This window comes from Shewanella atlantica, from assembly GCF_003966265.1.
GTDB classification, from domain to species: Bacteria; Pseudomonadota; Gammaproteobacteria; order Enterobacterales; family Shewanellaceae; genus Shewanella; species Shewanella atlantica.
Map to the genome: position 1 here is coordinate 11,065 of NZ_RXNV01000010.1, position 23,157 is coordinate 34,221.

The following is a 23,157-nucleotide window of genomic DNA, read 5'->3' on the forward strand; positions in this document are numbered from 1 at the left end:
TTCAATCCTTTCCAGCTAACCTGATGCAGACACTGGCAACTTTCTGTGTTGCGTCCAATACCGCTGCACTTTTTGCTCGTAGGCCCATCTGAGATAATTCGTTTCTATCTGAGGCTAGAATTTGTAATTTTCCAATAAGCTTATTGGCATCTAAAATTGTCTGCGGCAACAAAAATGCCCCGCCCGCCTGCACCAGAACTTGTGCATTTTTGGTTTGATGATCATCTACAGCATGTGGATATGGCACTAACAGGCTAGGTAATCCAACGGCTGCCACCTCAGAGACGGTTAATGCCCCCGAACGGCACAGCACAACATCGGCCCAACGGTACGCCGCTTCCATATCATCAATAAATTCGGCAACATTAACACTGCCATCCTGGCCAAGGTGTTGGTACTCTGCCTTGACCCCTTGAAGGTTACCCTTACCTACCTGGTGCCATACGGTGATCGAGTGCATCTTACTCACCGCAGCTGTCACACTTGGCATCAGGTCGTTAAACACTTTAGCGCCTAAGCTTCCACCAACGACTAATACCTTTAATGCGTCATCGGTAACGGTGTCGACATTACTATCGCCCAAGGCGATAAGCTCTTCTCTTATCGGGTTTCCGACGACCTCTGCCTCTACATTGTCAAACGTATCTTCGAAGGCACATAAAACCTGACTGGCGATACGAGCAAGAATTTTATTGGTCATTCCCGGGATTGCATTCTGCTCATGCAATACCAAAGGGATCCCCGATAATCTGGCGGCGACGCCACCGGGCCCACTGGCAAAACCTCCCATACCTAAGACCACATCGGGCTTAAAATCCTTAATTACGGTTCTGGCCTGCATGATAGAACGTATCACTTTAAAGGGTGCAGCCAGCTTACGAAGCAATCCGTTTCCACGCACCCCTTTAATATCGATAAAGTCGATATCGAATCCATGCTGAGGAACTAATCTGGCTTCCATGCGTTCAGCCGTACCTAACCACCTGACTTGCCAACCTTGCTGGCAAAGATATTTCGCGACTGCCAGCGCTGGAAATACATGGCCACCGGTGCCACCGGCCATAATCAAAATACGCTTCTCAATATTCATGCTTGTCATTAACTTTTTTTCCCCTGCACAGCTTGAATAGAGCTTAAACGTCGCTCATGATCGATGCGGATCAATATCATAGCTGCGGCGGTCATAACCCAGAGACTACTGCCTCCATAACTAATAAAAGGTAGAGTGAGGCCCTTCGTTGGTAGCATTCCAATACTTGCACCAACATTCACTACGGTCTGAAAACAGAACCAAATACCAATGGCATAAGCAAGATAGCCTTCGAAAGGCTTATCTATCTCAATACACAAATTGCCTAATTTAATCGCTCTAAGGGCAACAAAAAGCAGCACGGACAGCACCACAATGATGCCTACAAACCCTAACTCTTCACCTATCACGGCAAAAATAAAATCCGTATGCGCTTCGGGCAGGTACTCTAATTTCTGAATACTGTTACCTAGACCTTGCCCGAACCAATCGCCACGCCCATAAGCCATCAAAGATTGGGTTAGCTGATAACCGCTGCCAAATGGATCTTGCCAGGGGTCCATAAAAGAGGTTACCCGGCGCATCCGATAGGGCTCTAAAAGTACCAAGGCCACAAACGCCATCACCCCGGTCAATATCAAGGCAAAAAAGTCCAGCAGGCGGGCTCCGGCTAAAAACAGCAAGCCTACCGTTCCCACAAACAACACAACCACGGTACCTAAGTCGGGTTGCATCAAGATCAGAAAAGCATAAACGGCAAACACGGCTATCGGCTTATAGAAGCCCTTGGCATTTTCCCTGATCTCCTGATGACGTCTGACCAAATAACCCGCCATATAGATGGTGAAGGCAAATTTAGCTATTTCAGCTACCTGTATTCTAATCGGCCCCACAGATAGCCAACGGGTTGCACCATTTACCGATGTACCAACAAGCAGTACGGCGACTAACATGATGCCGACGATCAATAGTAATAACGGGCTGAACTGCTGCCAGCGACTCATCTCGATACGTAACACCACTGCTGCAATAACGGCGCACCCTACAAGATAAGTCAAATGCCTGACAACAAAATGGTAAGGATTACCTGTCAGGCTCTGTGCTTCTGGCATTGAAGCAGACATCACCATCACGAATCCAAAACAGATCAGCGACAAAACGGCAAACAGCAAGGCGCGGTCATACAACTGTATGCCCGGCGCTTCTCGCTCTTTAAACAAATTTGGCCAACTCCAGCTAACGCTGGTGCCAAATAAGTTGAGTTGCCTCTCTTCGCTACGCATCTAACGCCTCTGCACTTAACCCTTCGGCTAACTGGCGAAAATCATCGCCTCTTTCCATAAAATTCTTGTACATATCCAAACTGGCACATGCCGGAGACAGCAAAACGATGTCGCCGGCTATTGCCAGTTGAGCGGCTTTATTGACCGCATCTGCCATCGAACCGACCTCAATAGAGTTATCGGACAGCGCGGCAATTTTATCTCCATCTTTACCCAATGTAATGAGATGACTTACCTGTTTTAACGCCGGTACCAAAGGTCTGAAGTCCGCCCCTTTTCCATCACCGCCGGCAATTAAAATGATATCTCCAAGATGTTCACTGATCCCCTCTATCGCCGCCACCGTGGCACCGACATTCGTCGCCTTAGAATCATTGATGTATGAAACACCGTTTCGGTTAACGACCATCTCAAATCTATGCTCGAGCCCGGTAAACGATGAAGCAACCTCTACCATTGCAGCCTTATCTATACCCGCTTGATAAGCCAAGGCCATGGCTGCGATAAGGTTTGCATGGTTATGGCTACCGACCAACGCCACATCCTGAAGGCTGACTACCTCAACACTGCCATGTACTATCTTGCCCTCGCAGACTCCCCACTCATCATTTTCGGGAAGAGATAAACCGAAGCTGTTCTGGTTCATCGGATCTTTGGGCTTAGTAAGCTCATCTTCTCTATTAAACAGCGCGAATTTAGTTTGTGAATATAATCTCAGCTTAGCCTGACGATATGCTTCGATATCACTATATCTGTCCATATGATCTTCACTGATATTAAGACAGGTTGCCGACACACAGTTCAGGCTGTGAGTCGTTTCTAATTGAAAGCTCGACAGCTCCAATACATACAGCTCAATATCGTCCTGGAGTAGATCTAAAACCGGAATACCAATATTGCCACCAACGGCATAATTGATTCCCGCAGCCTTAGCCATCTCGCCCACTAAGGTCGTAACCGTAGATTTCCCATTCGATCCTGTGATACCGATAACGCAAGCTTCCCGCTCTTCGATCGCTCTGGAAAATAGCTCGACATCACCGATCACCTCAATATCCATATCTATCGCGGCTCGGATCTCCGGCGTATCGATAGCGATGCCGGGGCTGACAATAATCTGAGTCGCCTGCACCAGATACCGGCAGTCGAAGCCGCCTTTGATCAATTCGACATCGGGAAACTCAGCCGCCAACGTATCCGCACCTGGAGGGTGCTGACGACTATCCATAACCAAGGGAGTGATCCCTTGACCATGCAGATAACGCACAACCGAGAGGCCTGTGGCTCCCAAGCCCAATATCAGGTGCGACTTGTGGTTATCCATATTTATTTACCCTTGTCTGACGGCGTAAAGTTCATACCCGACTACCTTAATTTCAGCGTGGCCAAGCCAAGTAACACTAAAAACAGAGAGATAATCCAAAAACGGACAATAACTCTGGGTTCAGGCCAACCTTTCAACTCATAATGATGATGAATAGGTGCCATACGGAAAATTCTTTGTCCACGTAACTTGTATGATCCAACCTGCAGAATTACTGACACAGTCTCCATAACAAAGACGCCACCCATGATCACCAGCAAGATCTCCTGACGTACCAACACGGCTATCGCACCAAGCGCGGCCCCTAGGGCCAAAGACCCTACATCCCCCATAAATACCTGTGCTGGATAGGTGTTAAACCAGAGGAAGCCTAAGCCGGCACCAACAATTGCGGTACAGACAATCACCAACTCTCCTGCACCTGGCAGGTAGGGAAGATGCAGGTAATTTGCAAATTGAACATGGCCTGAAAGGTAGGCAATTAAAGCAAAGGCCGCAGCGACCATAACCGTAGGCATGATAGCCAAACCATCAAGCCCGTCGGTTAAATTGACCGCATTACTCGACCCCACTATGGTGAAGTAAGCCAAAACGATAAAGAAGCCGCCGAGTTGAGGCATAATATCTTTAAAGAAAGGCACAACCAGCTGGGTTTCACCGGCCAGATCAGCAGAGGCATAGAGATAAAATGCAATGACCAATGCGGCAAGTGACTGTAATATATACTTCCACTTAGCGATCAAGCCTTTGGTATCTTTTCGAACGACTTTACGATAATCATCGATAAAACCAATCAAACCAAAGCTTGCAAGCACAAACAGCACGACCCACACATAGCGGCTGGCAAGGTCCCCCCAAAGCAGTACACTGATAAATACACCGGCTAAGATCAGAATACCACCCATAGTCGGCGTGCCACGCTTACTGAAATGAGATTCCGGACCATCATTACGAACAACTTGACCGATCTGCAGCATCTGCAGACGTTCAATCATCTTCGGTCCCCACCAAAGACTAAATATCAAGGCAGTCATCAGGCCTAGAATGGCTCTAAACGTTACATAAGAAAAAACGTTAAACCCAGAATAAAACTGGGTTAAATACTCCGCCAGATAGACCAGCATTAAACAAACTCCCCGCGCCCGTAAGCAACTATTAAGGCTTCAACCACGCGTTCCATTTTGGCACTGCGTGAGCCCTTGACTAAAACCGTTACATCACCCTGCAACTGATTAATATAATTAATTAAATCCTGTACTACCCTCTCGAAATCCTGATGATGGACACCACCAAAAGCGATACTGGTATTTGCGCTTAGCTCACCCAATGAGAACAGTGCATCTATCCCTCTTTCTTTTGCAAGCTCACCCAGCTCAGTATGCAAAAGGCACGCATTGTCGCCTAATTCTCCCAAATCACCCAGCACTAAACAGCGATATCCATCAATTTCTTGAAGCCAGTCAATTGCTGCACTCACCGATGCCGGGTTTGCGTTATAACTATCGTCAATCACCCGCAGCCGACCGAGCTGAGTTGGTAACATTCTGCCTTTGACCGGCTCGAGCAAAGAGAGGCCGGAAACGATCTCATCCAGAGATAGACCCAAAGTTAAACAGAGCCCCGTTGCGGCAAGCGCATTGCTCACCTGATGACGACCTGATAAGGGCAATTTCACTGAAACCTTTTGGGCCAAATAACTCATCTTGAAGCTATAGCGACCCAGCAGATCAGGTTCAAGCTCACTGGCTTTCAGATCGGCTGCAGCTTCGATAGCAAAACTTAACTGCTTATGTTCACTTGCCGCCTCTTTCATCACCTGAGCGAATGAATCATCTGCATTAATCACTGCAGTCCCGTCACAACTCAGATGATTAAATATCTCTGACTTGGCAGCCGCAACGCCGGCTAATGACCCAAAACCTTCGAGATGAGCCGAAGCCACATTGTTGACTAAAGCCACATCGGGCTTAACCAGTGACGAGGTGTAATCGATCTCACCGCGATGATTCGCCCCAAGTTCGAAAACACCAAACTCATCTCCCTCTCTCAAACGAAGCAGGGTTAGGGGAACACCAATTTCATTATTAAAGTTGCCGGCTGTGTAAAGTACCTTGTGCCGCTGGGATAAGATGGATGCCACCATCTCTTTCACACTTGTTTTTCCATTTGAGCCGGTTAGCGCTATCGACTTAGGCTGAATCAGCTCTCGCAGGTACGCCCCTATTTCGCCCATAGCTTTCTGAGTATCTTTCACTATCAGTTGAGGGACATCCAGAGGTAATTCATGAGTCAACAGCAGCGCATGAGCGCCATTTTCGACCGCTAAATGAGCGAAGTCATGACCATCGAATCTCTCGCCTTTCAGTGCAACAAAAAGCGTCTGTGGCGGAATGGTTCGGCTATCACTGCAAACATGGGAGATTTCGGCATCAGAGCCGATGAGGCGAGCATCTAATCTATGGCTCAATTGAGACAAGCTTAACGGGATCATGCTTGAACCTCTGCAAGTTCCCGGGCAAGTGCACGTTCATCATATTCACGACGAACTCCAGCCACTTCCTGGTAAGTTTCATGTCCCTTACCTGCTAATAACACTAAGTCTCCCGCCTTGGCATTTGCCACAACTTGACGAATAGCCAGTTCACGATCCACCTCTGTTAACGCCTTATCGGGTTCAGTTAACCCTTTCAAGATATCGCTGATGATGACATCAGGCTGTTCACTTCTGGCATTGTCACTGGTCACTACGACCTTATCTGCATATTTTTCAGCTGCTTGTGCCATCAATGGCCGCTTGCCTTTATCACGATCACCGCCACATCCAAACAGACACCACAACTCAGCATCGCAATGACCTCTTAGTGCCTTAAGGGCCTGCTCGATCGCATCGGGTGTGTGGGCATAATCGACAACTATTGTGACATCATCAGGAGTAGTAAATCGCTCCATCCGTCCGGCAACCGCTTGTAACTTAGGCACCACAGCAACTAATGAATGCATATCGAAACCAATCAGATACAAGGCGCCCAGAGCTGCAATTAAGTTCGACAGATTAAAAGAGCCTAAAAGTGGTGAGCGTAGCTCGGCATGTCCGTCAGGCCAGACGAATCTTGCATCGACACCCTGATGATGGAAATGATTATTTTCGGTATAGATTGCGTTTGAGTTTTCAATCGAAGCAGACTCACCATGAATGCTGAAACTGGTGTATTTACCCGTATCGTGTTCGGCTAACCATTGCTTGCCAACCTCATCATCAAGATTGATCAACCCGGAGCTCAAAGAAGGAAAGTTAAATAACCGTTTCTTCGCATCGCCGTAGGCCTGCATGGTGCCATGATAATCCAGATGATCACGACTTAAATTAGTAAATACCGCCACATCGAAGGGAATAGCCTCGACTCTTCCCTGGATCAAACCATGACTCGACACTTCCATCGCGCATAACTCGGCGCCTTGGGCATCAAAATCCTGAAGCTGAGCCATCATGGTGATTGCATCGGCTGTTGTATTACCACTGTCAACTAAGTCACCCCAAAGGCCATTGCCCAGAGTGCCCATGACCGCACTCTGCTTACCTAATAAGGTCACCAGTTGCGCCATAAGTTGAGTTATCGATGTTTTGCCGTTTGTACCTGTGACACCGACCAACTTCAAACGATCGAGGTTAAGTGGGTATGCCTGGGCAGCTAAAGCAGATAATTGACGATTAAGCTGGAAGAATAAGATCTGTTTTTCTTCATCATCGACAAGTTTTCCATGACTCTCAGGGTCATCGGTATGAACCAGAGACGCCACAGCACCTTGCTGCATGGCTGCAGCAATATACTTTCGGCCATCGACTTGATGACCGGGGATGGCAATAAAGAGATCCCCCGGGCTTACAGCCCTACTATCTAAAGTCAGCTTATTGAAGCTTTCCGAACCCGCATAGTGGAACCAAGGGGCTAACAAATCACGTAATAGCATCACTCAGTTCTCCTCGTTGTACCCGCTAAACGTACCTTTTCTCTCGACGAAATAGGTTCAACATTGAGCATTTGTAAAGCACCTGACATAACTGCCGCAAACACAGGAGCGGCAACATCACCACCGTAATACCTGTCTCCCTTGGGCTCGTTAACTACGACAACAATCGCTAGCTGAGGATTATGTACAGGGGCGACACCGGCAAAAAGAGCAACATAATCCTCACCATAACCACCGGCAACCGCTTTACGGGCGGTACCCGTTTTTCCTGCAACCGGATAGCCCTCAATATGGGCTTTAGTTGCCGTACCGCCTTTTTCCGTGACCCCGATAAGCATCTCCATCACGCTCTGTGCAATTTCAGGTGAAATCACCTGCTCCCCCTCGGGTTGCTGCTTAAGCTTCAAGATAGAGACGGGATACAAGACACCTTTACTCCCTAAGGTGGCATACAATCTGGCTAATTGAAGTGGTGTCACCATAAGCCCATAACCAAATGAAAGCGTTGCACGTTCAAATTCAGACCAACGCCTGCGGTCATGGATAAGCCCGGCACTCTCACCCGCAAGGTTTATCCCTGAGTAATTACCCAGTCCCATCGTCTGATAAGCTCCCAACAACTCCTGAACAGGCATGGAAAGCGAAATTTTTGCCATGCCGACGTTGCTCGAGTGCACCAACACATCCGCAAGCGAGAGATCACCATAATATCTGGAGTCTCGCACAACCTTGCCGCCGATCCTCATTCGTCCCGGATAGGTCTTAATAACCTGATCGGATTGAATTGTTCCCGCTTCCAAAGCGGCGGCAACAACAAAGGGCTTAATGGTCGAACCTGGCTCATAGGAGTCGGTAAGTGCTCGATTTCGCATTCTGAACGCTTGAAGATTATCTCGGGAGTTGGGGTTATAAGATGGTGTATTAGCCATAGCCAATACTTCCCCCGTGTGTACATCGAGAACCACGATAGAAGCGGAGGTCGCTTGATTTATTTCAGTCGCTTTTTTCAGCTCACGGTATGCCAACTGTTGAATGCGCTGATCCAGGCTAAGCACCAGATCGTTTGGACTGTCTCCATCCTGCACTATATCCAGACGCTCGACGACATGACCATCTCTGGATTTACGTACTTTTTGTTTCGATGGGGTACCGGTTAGCCAGTCATTATAGGAGTTCTCGATACCTTCGATGCCAATATCATCGATGTTAGTGATCCCCACTAACTGAGCAGAGATCTCACTGGTCGGATAATAGCGCCGGGATTCTGATTTCAGATATACACCCGGTAGCTTTAACTTACTGATATAATCCGCTACAGCTGGTGTAACCTGACGTTTTAGGTAGGTAAAGCGCTTCTTTGGATTTGACTGAACCCGCTTTAATATCTTCTCTTTAGGCTCATGAAGAATATCGGCCAAGGCTTGCCAGCGACGCATATCCACAAAACCATTGCGATCGTGAACGACTTTAGGATCGGCATAGACGGCCTTTACCGGCACACTCACGGCTAACATCTCACCGTTACGGTCGGTGATAAGTCCACGCTGCACCTCTCTACTGGTGGTACGAAGCGTACGCATATCACTTTCATGTCGTAACTTTTCAGGTTCGATGATTTGAATATAAGCTGCACGACCGACAAGACTGGTAAACAGCAGGCATACGAAGGCAACAACGACATATAAACGCCATTCGATTAGCTGCGGCTTCTGTTTACGCTTTGCCTGTTTGCTCATTATACCCTCAACGACACTCCCATTAACCTCAGGAAGCTAATCAACACTTTTTTAACTTTCTGTTCAACGACTTATCACGGTACTCTTACCACTACCTCTTCTTTAGGCAGTGGTCGGCTCATCTCGAGTTCTTTGGTCGCAAAGCGCGTGATCCGGCTATGCTCAGACTGAGACTGCTCTTCAAGAAGTAAATTCCGCCATTCAATGTCCAGCCTATCTCGCTCTTGCAGCATCTGATCCCACTGAGTGGTGTACTTGCGGCTCACATGGCTGGTATATACAACGGCAACGGCATTCACCATTACGGCAATGCCAAGTAACAGCACCCACTTGTGATGCCACAAGTCGAGTAAAACGATTCGAGGTAGATTCAATTGAGATTTACTCAAATCTGATTCCCTCTATCGATAGCCTCGAGTCTCACCAAACCAGGTAATAGCAATAAAACTGCTATTTCGCCCGCCATTAATATTCCAACCGCTCCGCAATACGTAATACAGAACTACGAGCTCTGGTGTTACGCTCAATCTCTTCCTCAGAAGGCTTAATTGCTTTACCTATGCCTTTGAGTAAACGGGTTTTATTAATCTCAGCCTCTGTTATTGGCAGACCATGTGGCACACTTGCACCTTGGCTGTGCCTGCGAATGAAGCGCTTAACCATTCTGTCTTCCAGAGAGTGAAAACTGATCACAGATAAACGCCCATGGGGAGCGAGCACGCTTAATGCCCCCTCTAACGCTTGATCTATCTGTTCTAATTCACTATTGATGTAGATTCTAATCGCTTGAAATACACGTGTTGCCGGATGCTTATTTCGCTCTTTACTCTTGCTCACTCGAGCGATCAAATCTGCCAACTCTTTGGTCCGTAAGAAGGGAGTCTTTTCTCTATCCGCGGCGATACAACGCGCAATATGTCTGGAGTTTTTCTCTTCGCCATAGGTTTTAAATACCCAAGCCATATCTTCTATCTCTGCACGAGCAATCCAGTCGGCAGCCGTTTCACCTTGAGAGTTATCCATTCGCATATCGAGTGGACCGTCACGTAAAAAACTAAATCCACGTTCGGCATCATCGAGTTGCGGAGATGAGACGCCAAAATCCAGTAGCACTCCATCGATCTTACCTTTCAAGCCAAGATCTTCTACATAGGTGGCCAACTGGCCGAAGCCACCATGCACTATCCTAAACCTTGCATCATCGGCAAACTGCTGAGCTGCAGCAATCGCTTGAGGATCTCTGTCGATAGCGATTAAACGGCCATTTTCGCCCAAATGCTTAAGCACCTCACGAGAATGACCACCACGGCCAAATGTGCCATCGATGTAGATACCATCTTCTTTAATATTTAGGCCTGCTACAGTTTCAGTTAGCAGTACCGATAAGTGCGCAAATTCTTGGCTCATCATTCTCTTCTATCTATTTAGCTTCACTGATCACAGTGAGAAATCGGCAAGACGTTCGTTATCAGCAAACTCTTCGCTTTGAATCGTCTCTCGGCTTTGCTCTATCTGCTTCTGCCAAGCAGTTTCATCCCAAAGTTCAAACTTATTCAACTGCCCCACCAACATTGCCCGCTTCTCTAAATTGGCATATTGACGAAGCGGTGTAGGTAGTAATATTCTACCGTTCCCGTCGAGCTCGCACTCATGGGCGTAACCCAAAAGTAACCTTTTCATGGCTCTTTCTGTGGCCCGGGTATCGGAGAGTTGTAGTAATTTTTCTTCGATCTTGCTCCATTCATCGAATGGATAGAGCAAGAGGCAGGGAGATTGAAAGTCAACGGTTATCACTATTTGACTATTGAATTCAGCGTGCAGGGGCTCACGGTAGCGCTTTGGAATAGCGATCCGTCCCTTTGTATCAAGGTTAATAGCACTGGCCCCGCGAAACACGTTAGCTTAATCCTTGCCGTAAAATAATAAGTGATCCACAAATATCCACAATTCCCCACAAGACCTAAGTTTAGAGATAGAACGCAAGCCTTGTCAAGGGCGCAAACTATTTATAAATCCAGCATTCAAGCGGGTTAGCAGCAAATTTAAAATATTGTAAAAACAGGAAATAATAGGGGTAAAAAGTGGATCAACATCCCTAAAAAGCATAAAAAATAGACAGGTGCGACACTCTATTTATCATTAATTAATATTTAAGTGGAGATAGCGTCCTAATTTGTTCCCTGATTTTTCTGATATGAGGTGATTTATCTGGAATTAAACAATGCTCTTTACGGCCTTAAACACTCATTGGAAATTAACTAAAACCTTTCAAATTCAGTGTAAATATTGACCATTGCTTGCCGATAAAGGAATATATACTTAAGACAAAGGAGGAGATATGGTTGGTTTAGACAGTCTATACGCCATGCTGGCTCGCCCTATTCCGGCAGTGATAAAGCGAAAGCGGGTCGTTGAAGAGACAGAATATATCAAAGGGATCGCGGCAGACAGCCATGAAGCCCCTCAATCACAACTTCCTCCAAACCTTGAACGTCGCCACGCAATTGAAGACAGACGCGGATCACCCCGGGGGGATCGCCGTGGTCAGACAGAAAAAGAGGAAGAGAGGAAAAAAGAGTTAGCTAAGGCACAGCAAGAAGCCATCGAGTCTCCCCTTCCCCATATCGATATTGACGTTTAGCAAAAAAGCATAGATTCGATAAAAATCTGGAGACATCTATGCAATTGAGTACTAATTTAAAACATCAACCTTTAATCGTTTGAGTAACAGCGCGGTTCCATCCAGAATACAGTTCATCACACTTCTCAGGTGATATAGATGGCATAAATGTGCGCTCAATATCGGCTTTATGCTTTAGCTCAGAGGTCGAACTCCAAAATCCCACGGCCAACCCGGCAAGAAATGCCGCCCCCATGGCCGTAGTTTCAGTAATAGCAGGTCGCTGTACTTCTGCATTAGTGATGTCAGCCTGAAACTGCATCAAGAAATCGTTAGAAACGGCCCCACCATCTACCTTTAGCTGCTTGAGCATGACACCGCTATCTTTAGCCATGGCATCGAGTAGGTCTCGACTTTGATAGGCAATGGCTTCTAAAGCAGCGCGGATAATATGGTTACGATTCGAGCCACGGGTTAATCCAACCAGAGCACCGCGAGCACTTGGATCCCAGTATGGTGCCCCCAAACCGACAAAAGCCGGGACCAGATACACGCCATTAGTATCTTCCACCTTCGAGGCAAAATACTCGGTATCCTGCGCATCCCTGATAAGACCCAGTTCATCTCTTAGCCATTGAATCGTCGCACCTCCCATGAACACGGCGCCCTCTAAGGCATAATTAACTTCACAATCGGCTCCGATCGCGACGGTAGTGAGCAAACCATGGGTAGATTTTACGGCTTGTTTGCCCGTGTTCATCAACAGGAAACAACCTGTGCCGTACGTGTTTTTCGCCATGCCCTCATCGATACATAGCTGTCCGAATAAGGCAGATTGTTGATCGCCCGCAATACCTGCAATACTTATTTCGCCGCCCTCACCTGCAATGCGGGTCTTACCATACACTGCGCAGGAAGGCTTAACCTCTGGAAGCAGAGAACTTGGAATATTCAGCGCTTCCAATAATTTACTATCCCATTGTTGAGTATGGATATTAAATAACAGAGTACGACTGGCATTGGTAGGATCGGTAACATGCACTTTTCCCTCAGTAAGTTTCCAAACCAACCAGGTATCGATAGTGCCAAACAGTAATTCACCTTTTTCAGCCCTCTCTCTGACGCCCGCAACATTATCCAAGATCCATTTAATCTTAGTGCCTGAAAAATATGGGTCGAGTAGCAGTCCTGTAGTTTCACGCACATAAGCTTCCAGCCCCTGTGCTTTCAGTTCATCACAGATATGACTGCTGCGACGACATTGCCACACAATAGCGTTATATACAGGTTTACCGGTTAACTTATCCCAGATGACTGTCGTTTCACGTTGATTGGTGATCCCAATTGCAGCGACCTCGCTGCCATGGATCCCGGACCGGGCAAGCAACTCTATAAGGGTAGAGCTCTGTGAGGCCCAGATCTCCATGGGATCATGTTCAACCCAACCCGCTTGAGGGTAAATCTGAGGGAACTCTCGCTGTGATACAGAAACAATATTGGCATCATGATCGAATATTATCGCTCTTGAACTTGTTGTCCCCTGATCTAGTGCCACCACATACTTTTTAGCCACAACTCATTCCTATTACTGCGAACTCTGTTACCGTCAATATTACGGCCTGAAAAATGACTATTGTTGAGTCTCTTGTAACACACCGATTTCAGGCTCTACAACAGGTAAGTCCGTTTTTTCAATCGTCTCTGCTTCGACTTGAGCATCGCAAGCGTGGGCTGGAAAGTACCAAAATTCGGCTAACTTTCCGTCCTTAATCCTAAATGTACCGATACTACACTGGCTAAGGTGTTCACCGTCATTATCCCAGGTCACTCTTTCGACCGTACTTACATAACTACCAGAGTCAATAATTTGAAGAATGGTGGCATTGGCATCTTTAAGTGTCTCAAAATAATCGGTCATAGCTGCACCAAATTCGGTTCGGTCAGACGTTTCGACCTCCACTTTAGTACCAGTAATATGCATCCAACGTACGGTCTCACTCGTATGCTGCACCATTAATTCAACATCATGTTTGTTATAGGCCTGGATGAAACTTTCGACCACTTCAGTAGGAGTCGGAGCAGCTTGTGAGGTAAAGGATAGGAAAGATAAACTGGCGGCGAATAGATAAGGCCTCATTGTACACCTCGTATTTTGTTACGGCATATCGGCCCAATGAAGTCCGACACACGTATTGCACTAATATAATCAGGTTAAAAGTGCTCAGCTAATAGGGTAATCCATTAGATGAATATAATCTTATGAAGTTCATTTTGCTAACAAAATATTTACTTAACGGTTATTAATGGTGTAAAAAAAGGGCCGGAACATAAGCTCCGGACCCTTTATTCAATAAGTTCTATATTAGAAGCGGTAGCTTGCCTGTACTCCCACCAGCATAATATTGCCACTAGTAGTACCACTGAATGTGCCGCCAAACAGGGCTGAAGAGAGATCAGACTCAATCCCCGGACGAGGCTCAACCACAGGTGACTCATCCGCAAAGATATATGTCACACCGAAGTCCAGATCAAGATTGTCGCTAAAGTGGTAACCATAACCGGCACTCAACCACAAACGATCCATCTCTGGAATAGTCAGGGTACGGTTGGCATCAGAGACCGCAGATCTATCATAAGCGATACCCGCACGCAGGGTCGATTTTTGGTTCAAATCATATGTGGTACCTAAAGCGAAACGGTAGCTGTCTTTCCAGTTCTCCTGCTTCACCAGTTGAGTCGGCTCAGATAGCGCTGGAATAACGGCTTCCAGCTTTTCAAATGAACTCCAATCGGTCCAGTTAATGCTGGCGTGAATAGCCAACTTCTCAGTCAGCTGATGAAAAGACGCAAGCTCAGCGGTTGCCGGCAGTGATAGCTCCATAGCGCCATCCAGCTTCAAGGTAGGATCCATTGGGTTGAAGGCTAGGCCGTTGGCTTCACCTTCCAGATTTTGATCGACGGCAGATCGGTAGTTAACACCAATACGGTTGCTATCATTAATCTGCCAAGCCGCACCTAATTGCCAACCCCAAGACGTATCATCGCCTTCCATATATTTCAACGTGGTCCCTTTAGGTACTGGCAAGTTCCCCATCGGTGTCGGCAATACAGAATCGGCAGAGCTCTTGGCCCCTATACTACCTTCGCCAATCACGAAGCGCACACCCGCACCGACACTGAACTGCTCATTGATGCGATAGGCAAGGTTTGGATTGATCTCAATAGTCGTTACCGAAGCTTCATTACCAAACTGAGTACCACGGAAGCTGTCGTCTAATTCCGTTGCCATGCCAAAGTTACTGCCCAAGGCCAGGCCTAAAAACCACTGTTCATTGAGCTGATGAGTCACATAAAAATTTGGCACAACGGCATCATCGGCAATATCGTTTGCAGAGGTTGGATTTGTACCATCGACAAAGGTCACTTCACCGTTAATATCGATGTTGGGCATAACCAAAATAGCGCCACCAGAAACTTGTGTACCAGGCAGATAAGTCATCATGGCTGGATTGCGAAATTGCGCCGCAGCATTATCGGCCATGGCAGCTTCTCCGGCGAATGCACGGCCAAGCCCGGTTGCTGAGTACTCTGCTAACTGAAATCCTGCTGCCTGAACTTGTGTAACTGATCCAACAATCGCCGCAGCCACGGCCATAGATAAAATGCGCTTGTTCATCGTTTCTCTCATTATTAAAGTCATTATTGAATTTAGTGATCTTGGCTTTTAATTAGAGCAATAGCTCAAACCATTATTGAGGCGGGAGTGTACTCATGCAGCATATCTTTGCAAGCAAAGAAGCCAAAACAGTATAAAACACTAAATAGGCAACGAAAGGTAACGCAAATGCAGAGCAAATGACTTTTAAAACGCTTTTTACTTTTACACTGATGAAGTCAATGTCGCCATAAATTATTTGAGCATGCTCAATAACGTGGCAAATCACTTACTTATCAACAACTAAGACCTAAAAACAATTAAAACAAGTGTACGCCAAAATATGATTAAAATCACAGGACAAACAACTAGCTAAAGCTCTCTCTGTCACATAAAACCCACACGACCAATATTTAACCGCTAATTTTCAATAACTTAATATTTTTTAATCTCCCCTTAAAACAAAAGCCGGATGGACAAAAATCCATTCGGCTTATCTTCTTTAACAAGCTTGTACAAACGTACGCTTAAAACATTTTATGCTTTCCAAGTCGGTAATTGTGCTTCATAGCTGGATATCTGCTCCGCATAAGCCAAACTCAAACCGATAGCATCCAGACCATTAAGTAGGTTATGCCTTGCCGAGCCGGCTATCTCAAAGTTAAATACCGCCCCCGATGGAGAGGTAACCGTGAGAGCCTCGAGATCGACGGTGATCTCTGCGCCTTCATTCGCTTCGACTTCATCCATCAACTGCTGCACTTCGACATCGGTCAGACGAACCGGAAGCAGGCCATTATTGATCGAATTACCATAAAATATATCGGCAAAGCTCGGTGCTATGATGGCTCGCAATCCGAAATCGGCTAATGCCCAGGGCGCATGCTCACGACTCGATCCACAACCAAAGTTCTCTTTAGAGATAAGAATAGAGGCACCCTTGTATCTTGGCAGGTTGAGGCTGAAACCAGGGTTTGGCTCATCACCTGCGTCATCGAGATAACGCCAATCATGAAACAGGTGAACCCCAAAGCCATCTCGGGTCACCTTAGATAAAAACTGCTTAGGAATAATTTGATCGGTATCGACGTTGGCACTGTCGATCATCACTGCAAGCCCAGTGTGTGAAATAAATGGATTCATGACTCTGATGCTCCTAGTATGCTTTACGAATATCGACGAAATGACCGGCTACTGCCGCAGCTGCAGCCATAGCAGGGCTCACAAGATGAGTACGACTGCCTCGTCCCTGACGCCCTTCGAAATTACGATTACTGGTAGAAGCACAGCGATCGCCGGCTTCTAATCGGTCATCATTCATCGCTAAGCACATAGAACAGCCCGGCAGACGCCATTCAAACCCAGCCTCCAGGAAGATTTTGTCTAACCCTTCCGCTTCAGCCTGCTCTTTCACTAGACCAGATCCAGGCACAACTATCGCTGTGACGCCTGCGGCCACTTTACGGCCTTTGGCGTGCAGAGCAGCATCACGCAGATCTTCGATACGAGAGTTAGTACATGAACCGATAAATACCTTGTTAATGCTGACATCTGTCATACAGGTCCCAGCGCTAAGCGCTACATATTCCAGCGCCTTCTCTATACTGGCCTTAACCGTTGCATTTGACTCATCTTCAGGGTTTGGTACCAAGCCATCGATAGCAACTACTTGACCCGGATTGGTTCCCCAGGTGAGCTGAGGAGCGATATCTGATGCTTCCAGTACAACACTTGCATCAAACACGGCATCTTCATCTGTTTTAAGCTCTGCCCATGCAGCTATAGCCTGCTCCCAAGACTCTGCCTTAGGCGCAAACTCACGACCCTTAAGGTACTCGGCAGTGATCTTATCCGGAGCGACCATACCCGCTTTAGCCCCCATTTCTATAGCCATATTACATACCGTCATACGGCCTTCCATAGATAGCGCTTCAATCGCCTCACCACAGAACTCAACCACATAACCTGTTCCGCCATCCATACCAATCTTACCTATGATGGCCAGCACAATATCTTTAGCGGTAATTCCAGCGGCGACATGACCACGCACCTCAATTTTCATCGTCTTTGCTTTGTTTTGGCGTAGTGTCTGAGTCGCCATCACATGCTCGACCTCTGAGGTGCCGATACCGAACGCCAAGGCGCCAAATGCGCCATGGGTGGCGGTGTGGGAATCACCACACACGATAACCGTACCGGGCAGGGTGATCCCAAGCTCAGGACCCATCACATGGACGATACCTTGGTTTTTATGATGAATGTCATACAGGCGAACACCAAACTCTTTGCAGTTATCCTGCAGGGTTTCAACCTGGATACGGGCCATGGGGCTCAACGCATCAAGGCTTGCGCTCTTAGTCGAAGTATTGTGATCCATGGTGGCGAAGGTTTTCTCCGGCGCTCGCAACTTGCGGCCCGCGACCTTCAAACCACTAAATGCCTGCGGAGATGTCACCTCATGGACCAGGTGTCTGTCCACATAGATTAACGGCGCCTGACCTTCATTTTCAACCACCACATGGCTGTCCCATACTTTTTCATATAATGTCTTAGCCATGTCTCAGATACCTTCCTTTACTAACTTAGTAATGTAATCACCCATCTCTGAAGTTGATTTAGCATTCCCACGCTCCGATGCAGGCAGTAGCTCTCCGGTCAGGTAGCCATCACTAAGGGCTTTACCTACGGCCGCTTCAATCGCCACCGCAGCTTCCTCCAGCTTCAGGCTATGACGAAGCAGTAATGCGGCAGATAGGATCTGAGCAACCGGGTTAGCAATACCTTGCCCGGCAATATCCGGCGCGCTGCCGCCGGCTGGTTCATACAAACCAAATCCTTTACTGTTCATACTCACTGATGAAAGCAGTCCCATAGACCCCGTTAACATAGCGATCTCATCTGAGATAATGTCACCAAACAGGTTAGAGCAAAGCATGACATCGAATTCATCAGGGCGACGAAGTAGTTGCATGGTGGCGTTATCGATATAGATATGTTCAAGTTCGACATCCGGATAGTCTATAGCGACCTCTTCCACAACTTCCCGCCACAATACCGAACATGCCAACACATTGGCTTTATCGACAGAGGTTACCTTCTTACGTCGACCCAGCGCCGCTTCGAAGGCAATTTTTGCGATACGTCTAACCTCTTTGCGGCTATAACGCATGGTATCGAATGCTTCTTCCTCTTCTCCTTCGCCCTGACGCCCTTTGGGCTTACCAAAGTAGATACCGCCGGTTAACTCGCGAACACAGAGTACGTCGAAACCTTTACCTGAAATATCGCTGCGTAGCGGCGACATATGCTCTAAACCTGCATGTAGTTTTGCCGGGCGCATATTGCAGAACAGCTCAAAATGACCACGAAGTGGTAGTAATGCACCACGCTCAGGTTGATCATTGGGCGGCAGGTGTTCCCATTTAGGTCCGCCGACCGATCCAAATAAAATGGCATCGGCCGCTTCACATCCTTTCAAAGTCACCTCGGGCAGCGGGCAACCATGATTATCGATAGCAGCGCCACCAATATCATATTCACTATATTCAATAGCAAGCTCGAACCGCTCCTCTACAGCACTCAGCACTTTACGCGCCTCAGCCATCACTTCAGATCCAATTCCATCTCCGGCTAATACCGCTATTTGATAACTCATACGACACCTAACTCCTGCTCTTCAATTATAATTTTATCTATTCTTTATGTTCGACGTGCAGTGGTTAAACACCACCCAGCTCACTACGGTCTTTTTGTCTTTTCTCTTTACAGTCAGCCACTTTATCGGCTCTCGAAGTCAAATTCATCACATGTACCAGCGCTTGAACCGAAGCTTCAACCACGTCGGTCGCAAGCCCGACACCATGAAAACTCTGCTCATTATAGTTGGCTTCAATATCTACCTGCCCCAGCGCATTTTGCCCTTCACCTTTCGCGCTAAGCTTATAACTGGTGATATTCACCTCGCACTGGCTCGCTCTGGCAATCGCGTTATATGCCGCATCGACAGGACCATTTCCGGTCGCAGCCTCAGTGACCGTTTTACCATCGATCTCTAATTTTACGGTGGCAGTTGCATTACCTTCGGTAGAATCAGAGTGAACGACTAACTGCTCAAGTTTATAATCGGCTTCCTCTTCGGCCTGAGCCTCCATGAAAGCCAGCGCTTCAAGATCATAATCAAACACTTGTCCTTTCTTATCGGCAAGCAATAGGAAAGCGTCATACAAGGTATCCATATCGTAATCTTTATCACCGTAGCCCATCTCTTCCATACGGTGCTTGATCACATGGCGACCCGAACGAGAGGTCATATTCAAATTATTACGATGTAAGCCTATGCTTTCTGGGGTCATAATTTCATAGGTATTTTGTGATTTCAGCATTCCATCCTGGTGAATACCCGATGAATGGGTAAACGCATTAGCGCCGACTATCGCCTTATTCGCCTGGACAGGCATGTTACATAGTTGGCTGACCAGGTTAGAGGTGCGGTGGATCTCTTTGGCATTAATTCCGGTCTCCAGACCCATTGAATCTTTACGGGTCGATAAGATCATCGCTATCTCTTCCAGTGAACAGTTACCCGCCCGCTCACCGATACCATTAACCGTACACTCAACCTGTCTGGCCCCCTGCTGCACAGCAGTGATTGAGTTGGCAACAGAAAGCCCTAGATCATCGTGACAATGAACGGAGATGATCGCCTGATCAATATTCGGAACCCGGTTAAACAATGTCTCGATGATACCGCCAAATTCGCTGGGTATCGTGTAACCTACGGTGTCAGGGATATTGATGGTACGCGCACCCGCCTTGATAGCCTCTTCAACCATACGACACAGGTTATCGATAGGCGTTCTCCCCGCATCCTCACATGAAAACTCTACATCATCGGTGAATCGACGGGCATATTTAACCGCACCAACAGCCATCTCAAGCACCTGGTCGAAAGAGCGTTTCAATTTACTCTCTACGTGAATAGTTGATGTAGAGATAAAGGTATGGATTCTGAACTGATCTGCAACCGACAATGACTGCGCCGCAGCATCGATATCTTTTTCCAGCGCTCGGGCAAGGGCGCACACCCGGCTATTCTTAACGGTATTTGCAATCGTCTGTACCGAGTTAAAGTCGCCAGGTGAAGAAACCGGAAAACCAACCTCCATAACATCGACGCCCAGACGCTCTAATGAGAGTGCTATCTGTAGTTTTTCCTTAACCGTTAAACTTGCCGCTAAAGCCTGCTCGCCATCTCGTAGGGTTGTATCAAAAATGATCACTCGGTTAGACATCTGTTTTCTCCGTGGATACTTATATTATTGGCGCTTAAAAACAAAAAACCCCGCGGTTGTTAGCGCGGGGTTTGTGAATGCTGGTACTTCTATCGAGCGTGCAACACTACATCCTCCGCGCAGAATCTGCGAGAATGAGAATGAGGAGGTTGAGTAATGCACTTTTAATTTTCATTTTTTATCAAATAAGCATAACTAATGTATGCGTTCATTTATCGTTCGAGTGGTTAATTTTTAACGTGTGAGCCTTCCTGTGTCAACCCCATTTTTTTCAAGAACTACAGATTAGACCAGATAAGTCGATTTTAAATATCACTAAAACCTCAGCAGACCATAGCTTTCACTAGAATTTATCCATTCGACCCCGTTGAATCACCATTTTTTCAATCCTGTATCTATCGTTCACCCTCAGCTGTATTTTTATGCAACATCTTATTTAAATTCGGTATAATGCATACTTCATGGATATCTGAAAAATAAACCGGAGCTGGTAAAAATGGATTTTCGTATCGTCGTGCTAAGCCTGACATTCTGGCTCGCGCCAGTGTGGGCGAGCACATCTGTACAATTCGATACGCTCGATACTCTCCTCTATCAATATCCAAGTGCAGCGTTAAAAGAGATAAATGACCTCGAAGCTATCTCCTCTCCGGTAAAACTCTCTGAAACAGAAAAGCTAAGACTGTCCCTTTTCAGATGTGAAACCTTTTTACAGCTGGGTGAGAACGAAGCGGCGATTAATTTAGCCAGGATCAGCGACGCCAAAGCCAAAATCCTCAAACTAGAACAGGCACGCCCTTACTTCCTTAACTGTATGGCGGGTGCATTTACCAATTATGGCGATTTCAGGCAGGCTCTTCCCATACTCGACTCATCAATTTTGCTGTCCAGAGAACTCAAACAGCCACAATCTTTAGTCAATGGCCTAAGATTGAGAGGCATCATAGATACGCAAGTTGACAGCTATAGCAGCGCATTCGAAGATCTAAGTTTAGCGATTGATATTTATCCTGATGCACAGAATCAAGAACAGGGTTGGACTCTGCCACCTCTCATCTATATTCAGCTACCGCTCAGTCAGCTGCTGGCAAAAAAGAGTGAGACCAGACAAGCTTTTGAGATGATTGAACGCGCCACAGACTCGAAAGCTTTTCAAGGTAAGGTCGGGGTTATGCTTGCGACTCACATGGCTAAGATGGCACAGTTGAATCAATATTCTTCAAGTGATGAGTTAATCCAGCAAGCCAAGACGCTCCTTCCCGAGTTAGGTACCGCGTTTGAGCTTGCAGTCAGTTACACACAAATGGCACAGCTCGAATATAAGAGAAAAAATTTCATCCGTGCGATTCAACTGCTCGAGATAAGCCTCAATACCTTTCAAAAACAGAAAAAGACTATTGAAGAATTAAGAGCTCAGCGCTTATTAGGAGAGGTATTGCTGGCAAGCGGTGATACAGATAACGCACTAAAATTAATCAACAAATCAATTAGTGCAGGAATACGCACATCTCACTACGCAGAGTTGATACTCAGCTATCAAGTACTAAGCAGCTTTTATGCGGATATTGGAGACTTTAAACTGGCTCACAAGTATCAGCTAAATCGTTTCGATGCGGCAGAGAACTCCTTCAACTTCATCAAAGATACTCGTCTGCTTCAGTTAAACGCCAGATTAAGTCGGCAACAGCAGGTCTTTAAAACGGAGTTACTACAGGGCAACTCATCGATAAACGTTGGCCTGGGATTTAAATCCGGTTACATAGCAATTGTGCTGACCCTATTATTTGGCTTTGTTTTAGGTGTCATCACCATCAGATACAAAAATAGAACAATCCAGGCACCATTAGCCATAGAACCACAAAGCCGCGAACATAAAATCGAGCGTTTAATCAGTAACAGTAAACAGGGTGGATATCCCCTTAGCCTCATTGTCATTCGCACTGTGCATGTTTATCAAACCGACCTTCCACTACTCATCTCCAGAATCGAGAACTTACTGCGGGATCAGGACTTGGTGATAAACAGAGAGGATGGGGAACTCTTACTATTGCTGCCCCACACTAAAGAAAATGGCACATTAAGGGTCATCGAGCAGATAAGGGAGATCATCACGCCTTTATTACATGGCAACAAAACAAAAATTGGCTACGCTCACATGCAACAACATGACAGCCTGAACTCATTGATAAAGCGTGCCCACATACAACAACTCAGACAAACAAAAATAGATGAAGAACCAACAGGCTGAT

At 46.7% G+C, this 23,157-nt stretch carries 19 protein-coding genes; 2 read left to right on the forward strand and 17 right to left on the reverse strand.

Translation table 11 applies throughout. The features are described 5' to 3' along the window. Position 1: 1 nt before the first annotated feature. The 10 genes from murG to mraZ form a co-directional block, all read right to left on the reverse strand. On the reverse strand, positions 2 to 1,099 hold the full coding sequence (murG, locus tag EKG39_RS17190; protein ID WP_126507220.1) for an undecaprenyldiphospho-muramoylpentapeptide beta-N-acetylglucosaminyltransferase: 1,098 nt from the start codon (positions 1,097 to 1,099) through the stop codon (positions 2 to 4). Beyond that, on the reverse strand, positions 1,099 to 2,313 hold the full coding sequence (gene ftsW, locus EKG39_RS17195) for a cell division protein FtsW (RefSeq protein ID WP_126507221.1): 1,215 nt from the start codon (positions 2,311 to 2,313) through the stop codon (positions 1,099 to 1,101). Before ftsW ends, murG begins: the two co-directional genes overlap by 1 nt. Next, a complete protein-coding gene (gene murD / locus EKG39_RS17200) occupies positions 2,306 to 3,637 on the reverse strand; it encodes a UDP-N-acetylmuramoyl-L-alanine--D-glutamate ligase (RefSeq protein WP_126507222.1) in 1,332 nt (443 codons plus the stop codon). Before murD ends, ftsW begins: the two co-directional genes overlap by 8 nt. 41 nt (positions 3,638 to 3,678) lie before the next feature. Next, the gene (gene mraY, locus EKG39_RS17205) at positions 3,679 to 4,761 is read right to left on the reverse strand and encodes a phospho-N-acetylmuramoyl-pentapeptide-transferase (RefSeq protein ID WP_126507223.1); all 1,083 of its coding nucleotides are present in this window, start codon (positions 4,759 to 4,761) and stop codon (positions 3,679 to 3,681) included. Further along, complete coding sequence (locus tag EKG39_RS17210; protein ID WP_126507224.1) at positions 4,761 to 6,128, reverse strand: UDP-N-acetylmuramoyl-tripeptide--D-alanyl-D-alanine ligase; 1,368 nt, start codon at positions 6,126 to 6,128, stop codon at positions 4,761 to 4,763. Before EKG39_RS17210 ends, mraY begins: the two co-directional genes overlap by 1 nt. Next, a complete protein-coding gene (gene murE / locus EKG39_RS17215) occupies positions 6,125 to 7,606 on the reverse strand; it encodes a UDP-N-acetylmuramoyl-L-alanyl-D-glutamate--2,6-diaminopimelate ligase (RefSeq protein WP_185817647.1) in 1,482 nt (493 codons plus the stop codon). The genes EKG39_RS17210 and murE overlap by 4 nt, the downstream gene beginning before the upstream one ends. After that, positions 7,606 to 9,342, reverse strand: coding sequence for a peptidoglycan D,D-transpeptidase FtsI family protein (locus tag EKG39_RS17220; protein ID WP_126507226.1), 1,737 nt, complete (start codon positions 9,340 to 9,342; stop codon positions 7,606 to 7,608). Before EKG39_RS17220 ends, murE begins: the two co-directional genes overlap by 1 nt. Before the next feature lie 74 nt (positions 9,343 to 9,416). Then, on the reverse strand, positions 9,417 to 9,731 hold the full coding sequence (gene ftsL, locus EKG39_RS17225) for a cell division protein FtsL (RefSeq protein WP_126507227.1): 315 nt from the start codon (positions 9,729 to 9,731) through the stop codon (positions 9,417 to 9,419). A gap of 76 nt (positions 9,732 to 9,807) precedes the next feature. Beyond that, complete coding sequence (gene rsmH, locus EKG39_RS17230) at positions 9,808 to 10,749, reverse strand: 16S rRNA (cytosine(1402)-N(4))-methyltransferase RsmH (protein WP_126507228.1); 942 nt, start codon at positions 10,747 to 10,749, stop codon at positions 9,808 to 9,810. Positions 10,750 to 10,779: 30 nt separating this feature from the next. Beyond that, entirely contained in the window at positions 10,780 to 11,238 is a 459-nt protein-coding gene (mraZ, locus tag EKG39_RS17235; protein WP_126507229.1) for a division/cell wall cluster transcriptional repressor MraZ, read from the reverse strand. A 442-nt stretch (positions 11,239 to 11,680) separates the two neighbouring features. On the opposite strand from mraZ, the gene EKG39_RS17240 reads away from it, so the two are divergent. After that, positions 11,681 to 11,983: a hypothetical protein gene (locus EKG39_RS17240; protein ID WP_126507230.1), complete on the forward strand. Its 303-nt coding sequence runs from the start codon at positions 11,681 to 11,683 to the stop codon at positions 11,981 to 11,983. 64 nt (positions 11,984 to 12,047) lie between these two features. Here the strand turns inward: EKG39_RS17240 and glpK are convergent, their stop codons facing one another. From glpK to leuA, 7 genes are all read right to left on the reverse strand, one after another. Continuing rightward, a complete protein-coding gene (gene glpK, locus EKG39_RS17245; RefSeq protein WP_126507231.1) occupies positions 12,048 to 13,535 on the reverse strand; it encodes a glycerol kinase GlpK in 1,488 nt (495 codons plus the stop codon). Between the two features lie 57 nt (positions 13,536 to 13,592). Further along, positions 13,593 to 14,099 (reverse strand): nuclear transport factor 2 family protein, encoded by a 507-nt coding sequence (locus EKG39_RS17250; protein WP_126507232.1) that lies wholly within the window; start codon positions 14,097 to 14,099, stop codon positions 13,593 to 13,595. A gap of 225 nt (positions 14,100 to 14,324) precedes the next feature. Next, positions 14,325 to 15,638, reverse strand: a complete 1,314-nt coding sequence (locus EKG39_RS17255) for an outer membrane protein transport protein (protein ID WP_126507233.1) — start codon at positions 15,636 to 15,638, stop codon at positions 14,325 to 14,327. A 516-nt stretch (positions 15,639 to 16,154) separates the two neighbouring features. Next, positions 16,155 to 16,760: a 3-isopropylmalate dehydratase small subunit gene (gene leuD / locus EKG39_RS17260; protein ID WP_126507234.1), complete on the reverse strand. Its 606-nt coding sequence runs from the start codon at positions 16,758 to 16,760 to the stop codon at positions 16,155 to 16,157. Positions 16,761 to 16,773: 13 nt separating this feature from the next. Beyond that, positions 16,774 to 18,174 (reverse strand): 3-isopropylmalate dehydratase large subunit, encoded by a 1,401-nt coding sequence (gene leuC / locus EKG39_RS17265; protein WP_126507235.1) that lies wholly within the window; start codon positions 18,172 to 18,174, stop codon positions 16,774 to 16,776. 3 nt (positions 18,175 to 18,177) lie between these two features. Further along, positions 18,178 to 19,272, reverse strand: coding sequence for a 3-isopropylmalate dehydrogenase (gene leuB, locus EKG39_RS17270; protein ID WP_126507236.1), 1,095 nt, complete (start codon positions 19,270 to 19,272; stop codon positions 18,178 to 18,180). Between the two features lie 64 nt (positions 19,273 to 19,336). Further along, positions 19,337 to 20,908 (reverse strand): 2-isopropylmalate synthase, encoded by a 1,572-nt coding sequence (gene leuA, locus EKG39_RS17275; protein ID WP_126507237.1) that lies wholly within the window; start codon positions 20,906 to 20,908, stop codon positions 19,337 to 19,339. A 496-nt stretch (positions 20,909 to 21,404) separates the two neighbouring features. Between leuA and EKG39_RS17280 the strand changes: the two genes are divergently transcribed. Beyond that, a complete protein-coding gene (locus EKG39_RS17280) occupies positions 21,405 to 23,156 on the forward strand; it encodes a tetratricopeptide repeat protein (RefSeq protein ID WP_126507238.1) in 1,752 nt (583 codons plus the stop codon). Position 23,157 lies beyond the last annotated feature (1 nt).

Bases quoted from the DNA above. Each gene is read 5' to 3' on its own strand.
- murG (WP_126507220.1), bottom strand. From the start codon at position 1,099: ATGACAAGCATGAATATTGAGAAGCGTATTTTGATTATGGCCGGTGGC.
- ftsW (WP_126507221.1), bottom strand. From the start codon at position 2,313: ATGCGTAGCGAAGAGAGGCAACTCAACTTATTTGGCACCAGCGTTAGC.
- murD (WP_126507222.1), bottom strand. From the start codon at position 3,637: ATGGATAACCACAAGTCGCACCTGATATTGGGCTTGGGAGCCACAGGC.
- mraY (WP_126507223.1), bottom strand. From the start codon at position 4,761: ATGCTGGTCTATCTGGCGGAGTATTTAACCCAGTTTTATTCTGGGTTT.
- EKG39_RS17210 (WP_126507224.1), bottom strand. From the start codon at position 6,128: ATGATCCCGTTAAGCTTGTCTCAATTGAGCCATAGATTAGATGCTCGC.
- murE (WP_185817647.1), bottom strand. From the start codon at position 7,606: ATGCTATTACGTGATTTGTTAGCCCCTTGGTTCCACTATGCGGGTTCG.
- EKG39_RS17220 (WP_126507226.1), bottom strand. From the start codon at position 9,342: ATGAGCAAACAGGCAAAGCGTAAACAGAAGCCGCAGCTAATCGAATGG.
- rsmH (WP_126507228.1), bottom strand. From the start codon at position 10,749: ATGAGCCAAGAATTTGCGCACTTATCGGTACTGCTAACTGAAACTGTA.
- EKG39_RS17240 (WP_126507230.1), top strand. From the start codon at position 11,681: ATGGTTGGTTTAGACAGTCTATACGCCATGCTGGCTCGCCCTATTCCG.
- EKG39_RS17250 (WP_126507232.1), bottom strand. From the start codon at position 14,099: ATGAGGCCTTATCTATTCGCCGCCAGTTTATCTTTCCTATCCTTTACC.
- EKG39_RS17255 (WP_126507233.1), bottom strand. From the start codon at position 15,638: ATGAACAAGCGCATTTTATCTATGGCCGTGGCTGCGGCGATTGTTGGA.
- leuD (WP_126507234.1), bottom strand. From the start codon at position 16,760: ATGAATCCATTTATTTCACACACTGGGCTTGCAGTGATGATCGACAGT.
- leuC (WP_126507235.1), bottom strand. From the start codon at position 18,174: ATGGCTAAGACATTATATGAAAAAGTATGGGACAGCCATGTGGTGGTT.
- leuB (WP_126507236.1), bottom strand. From the start codon at position 19,272: ATGAGTTATCAAATAGCGGTATTAGCCGGAGATGGAATTGGATCTGAA.
- leuA (WP_126507237.1), bottom strand. From the start codon at position 20,908: ATGTCTAACCGAGTGATCATTTTTGATACAACCCTACGAGATGGCGAG.
- EKG39_RS17280 (WP_126507238.1), top strand. From the start codon at position 21,405: ATGGATTTTCGTATCGTCGTGCTAAGCCTGACATTCTGGCTCGCGCCA.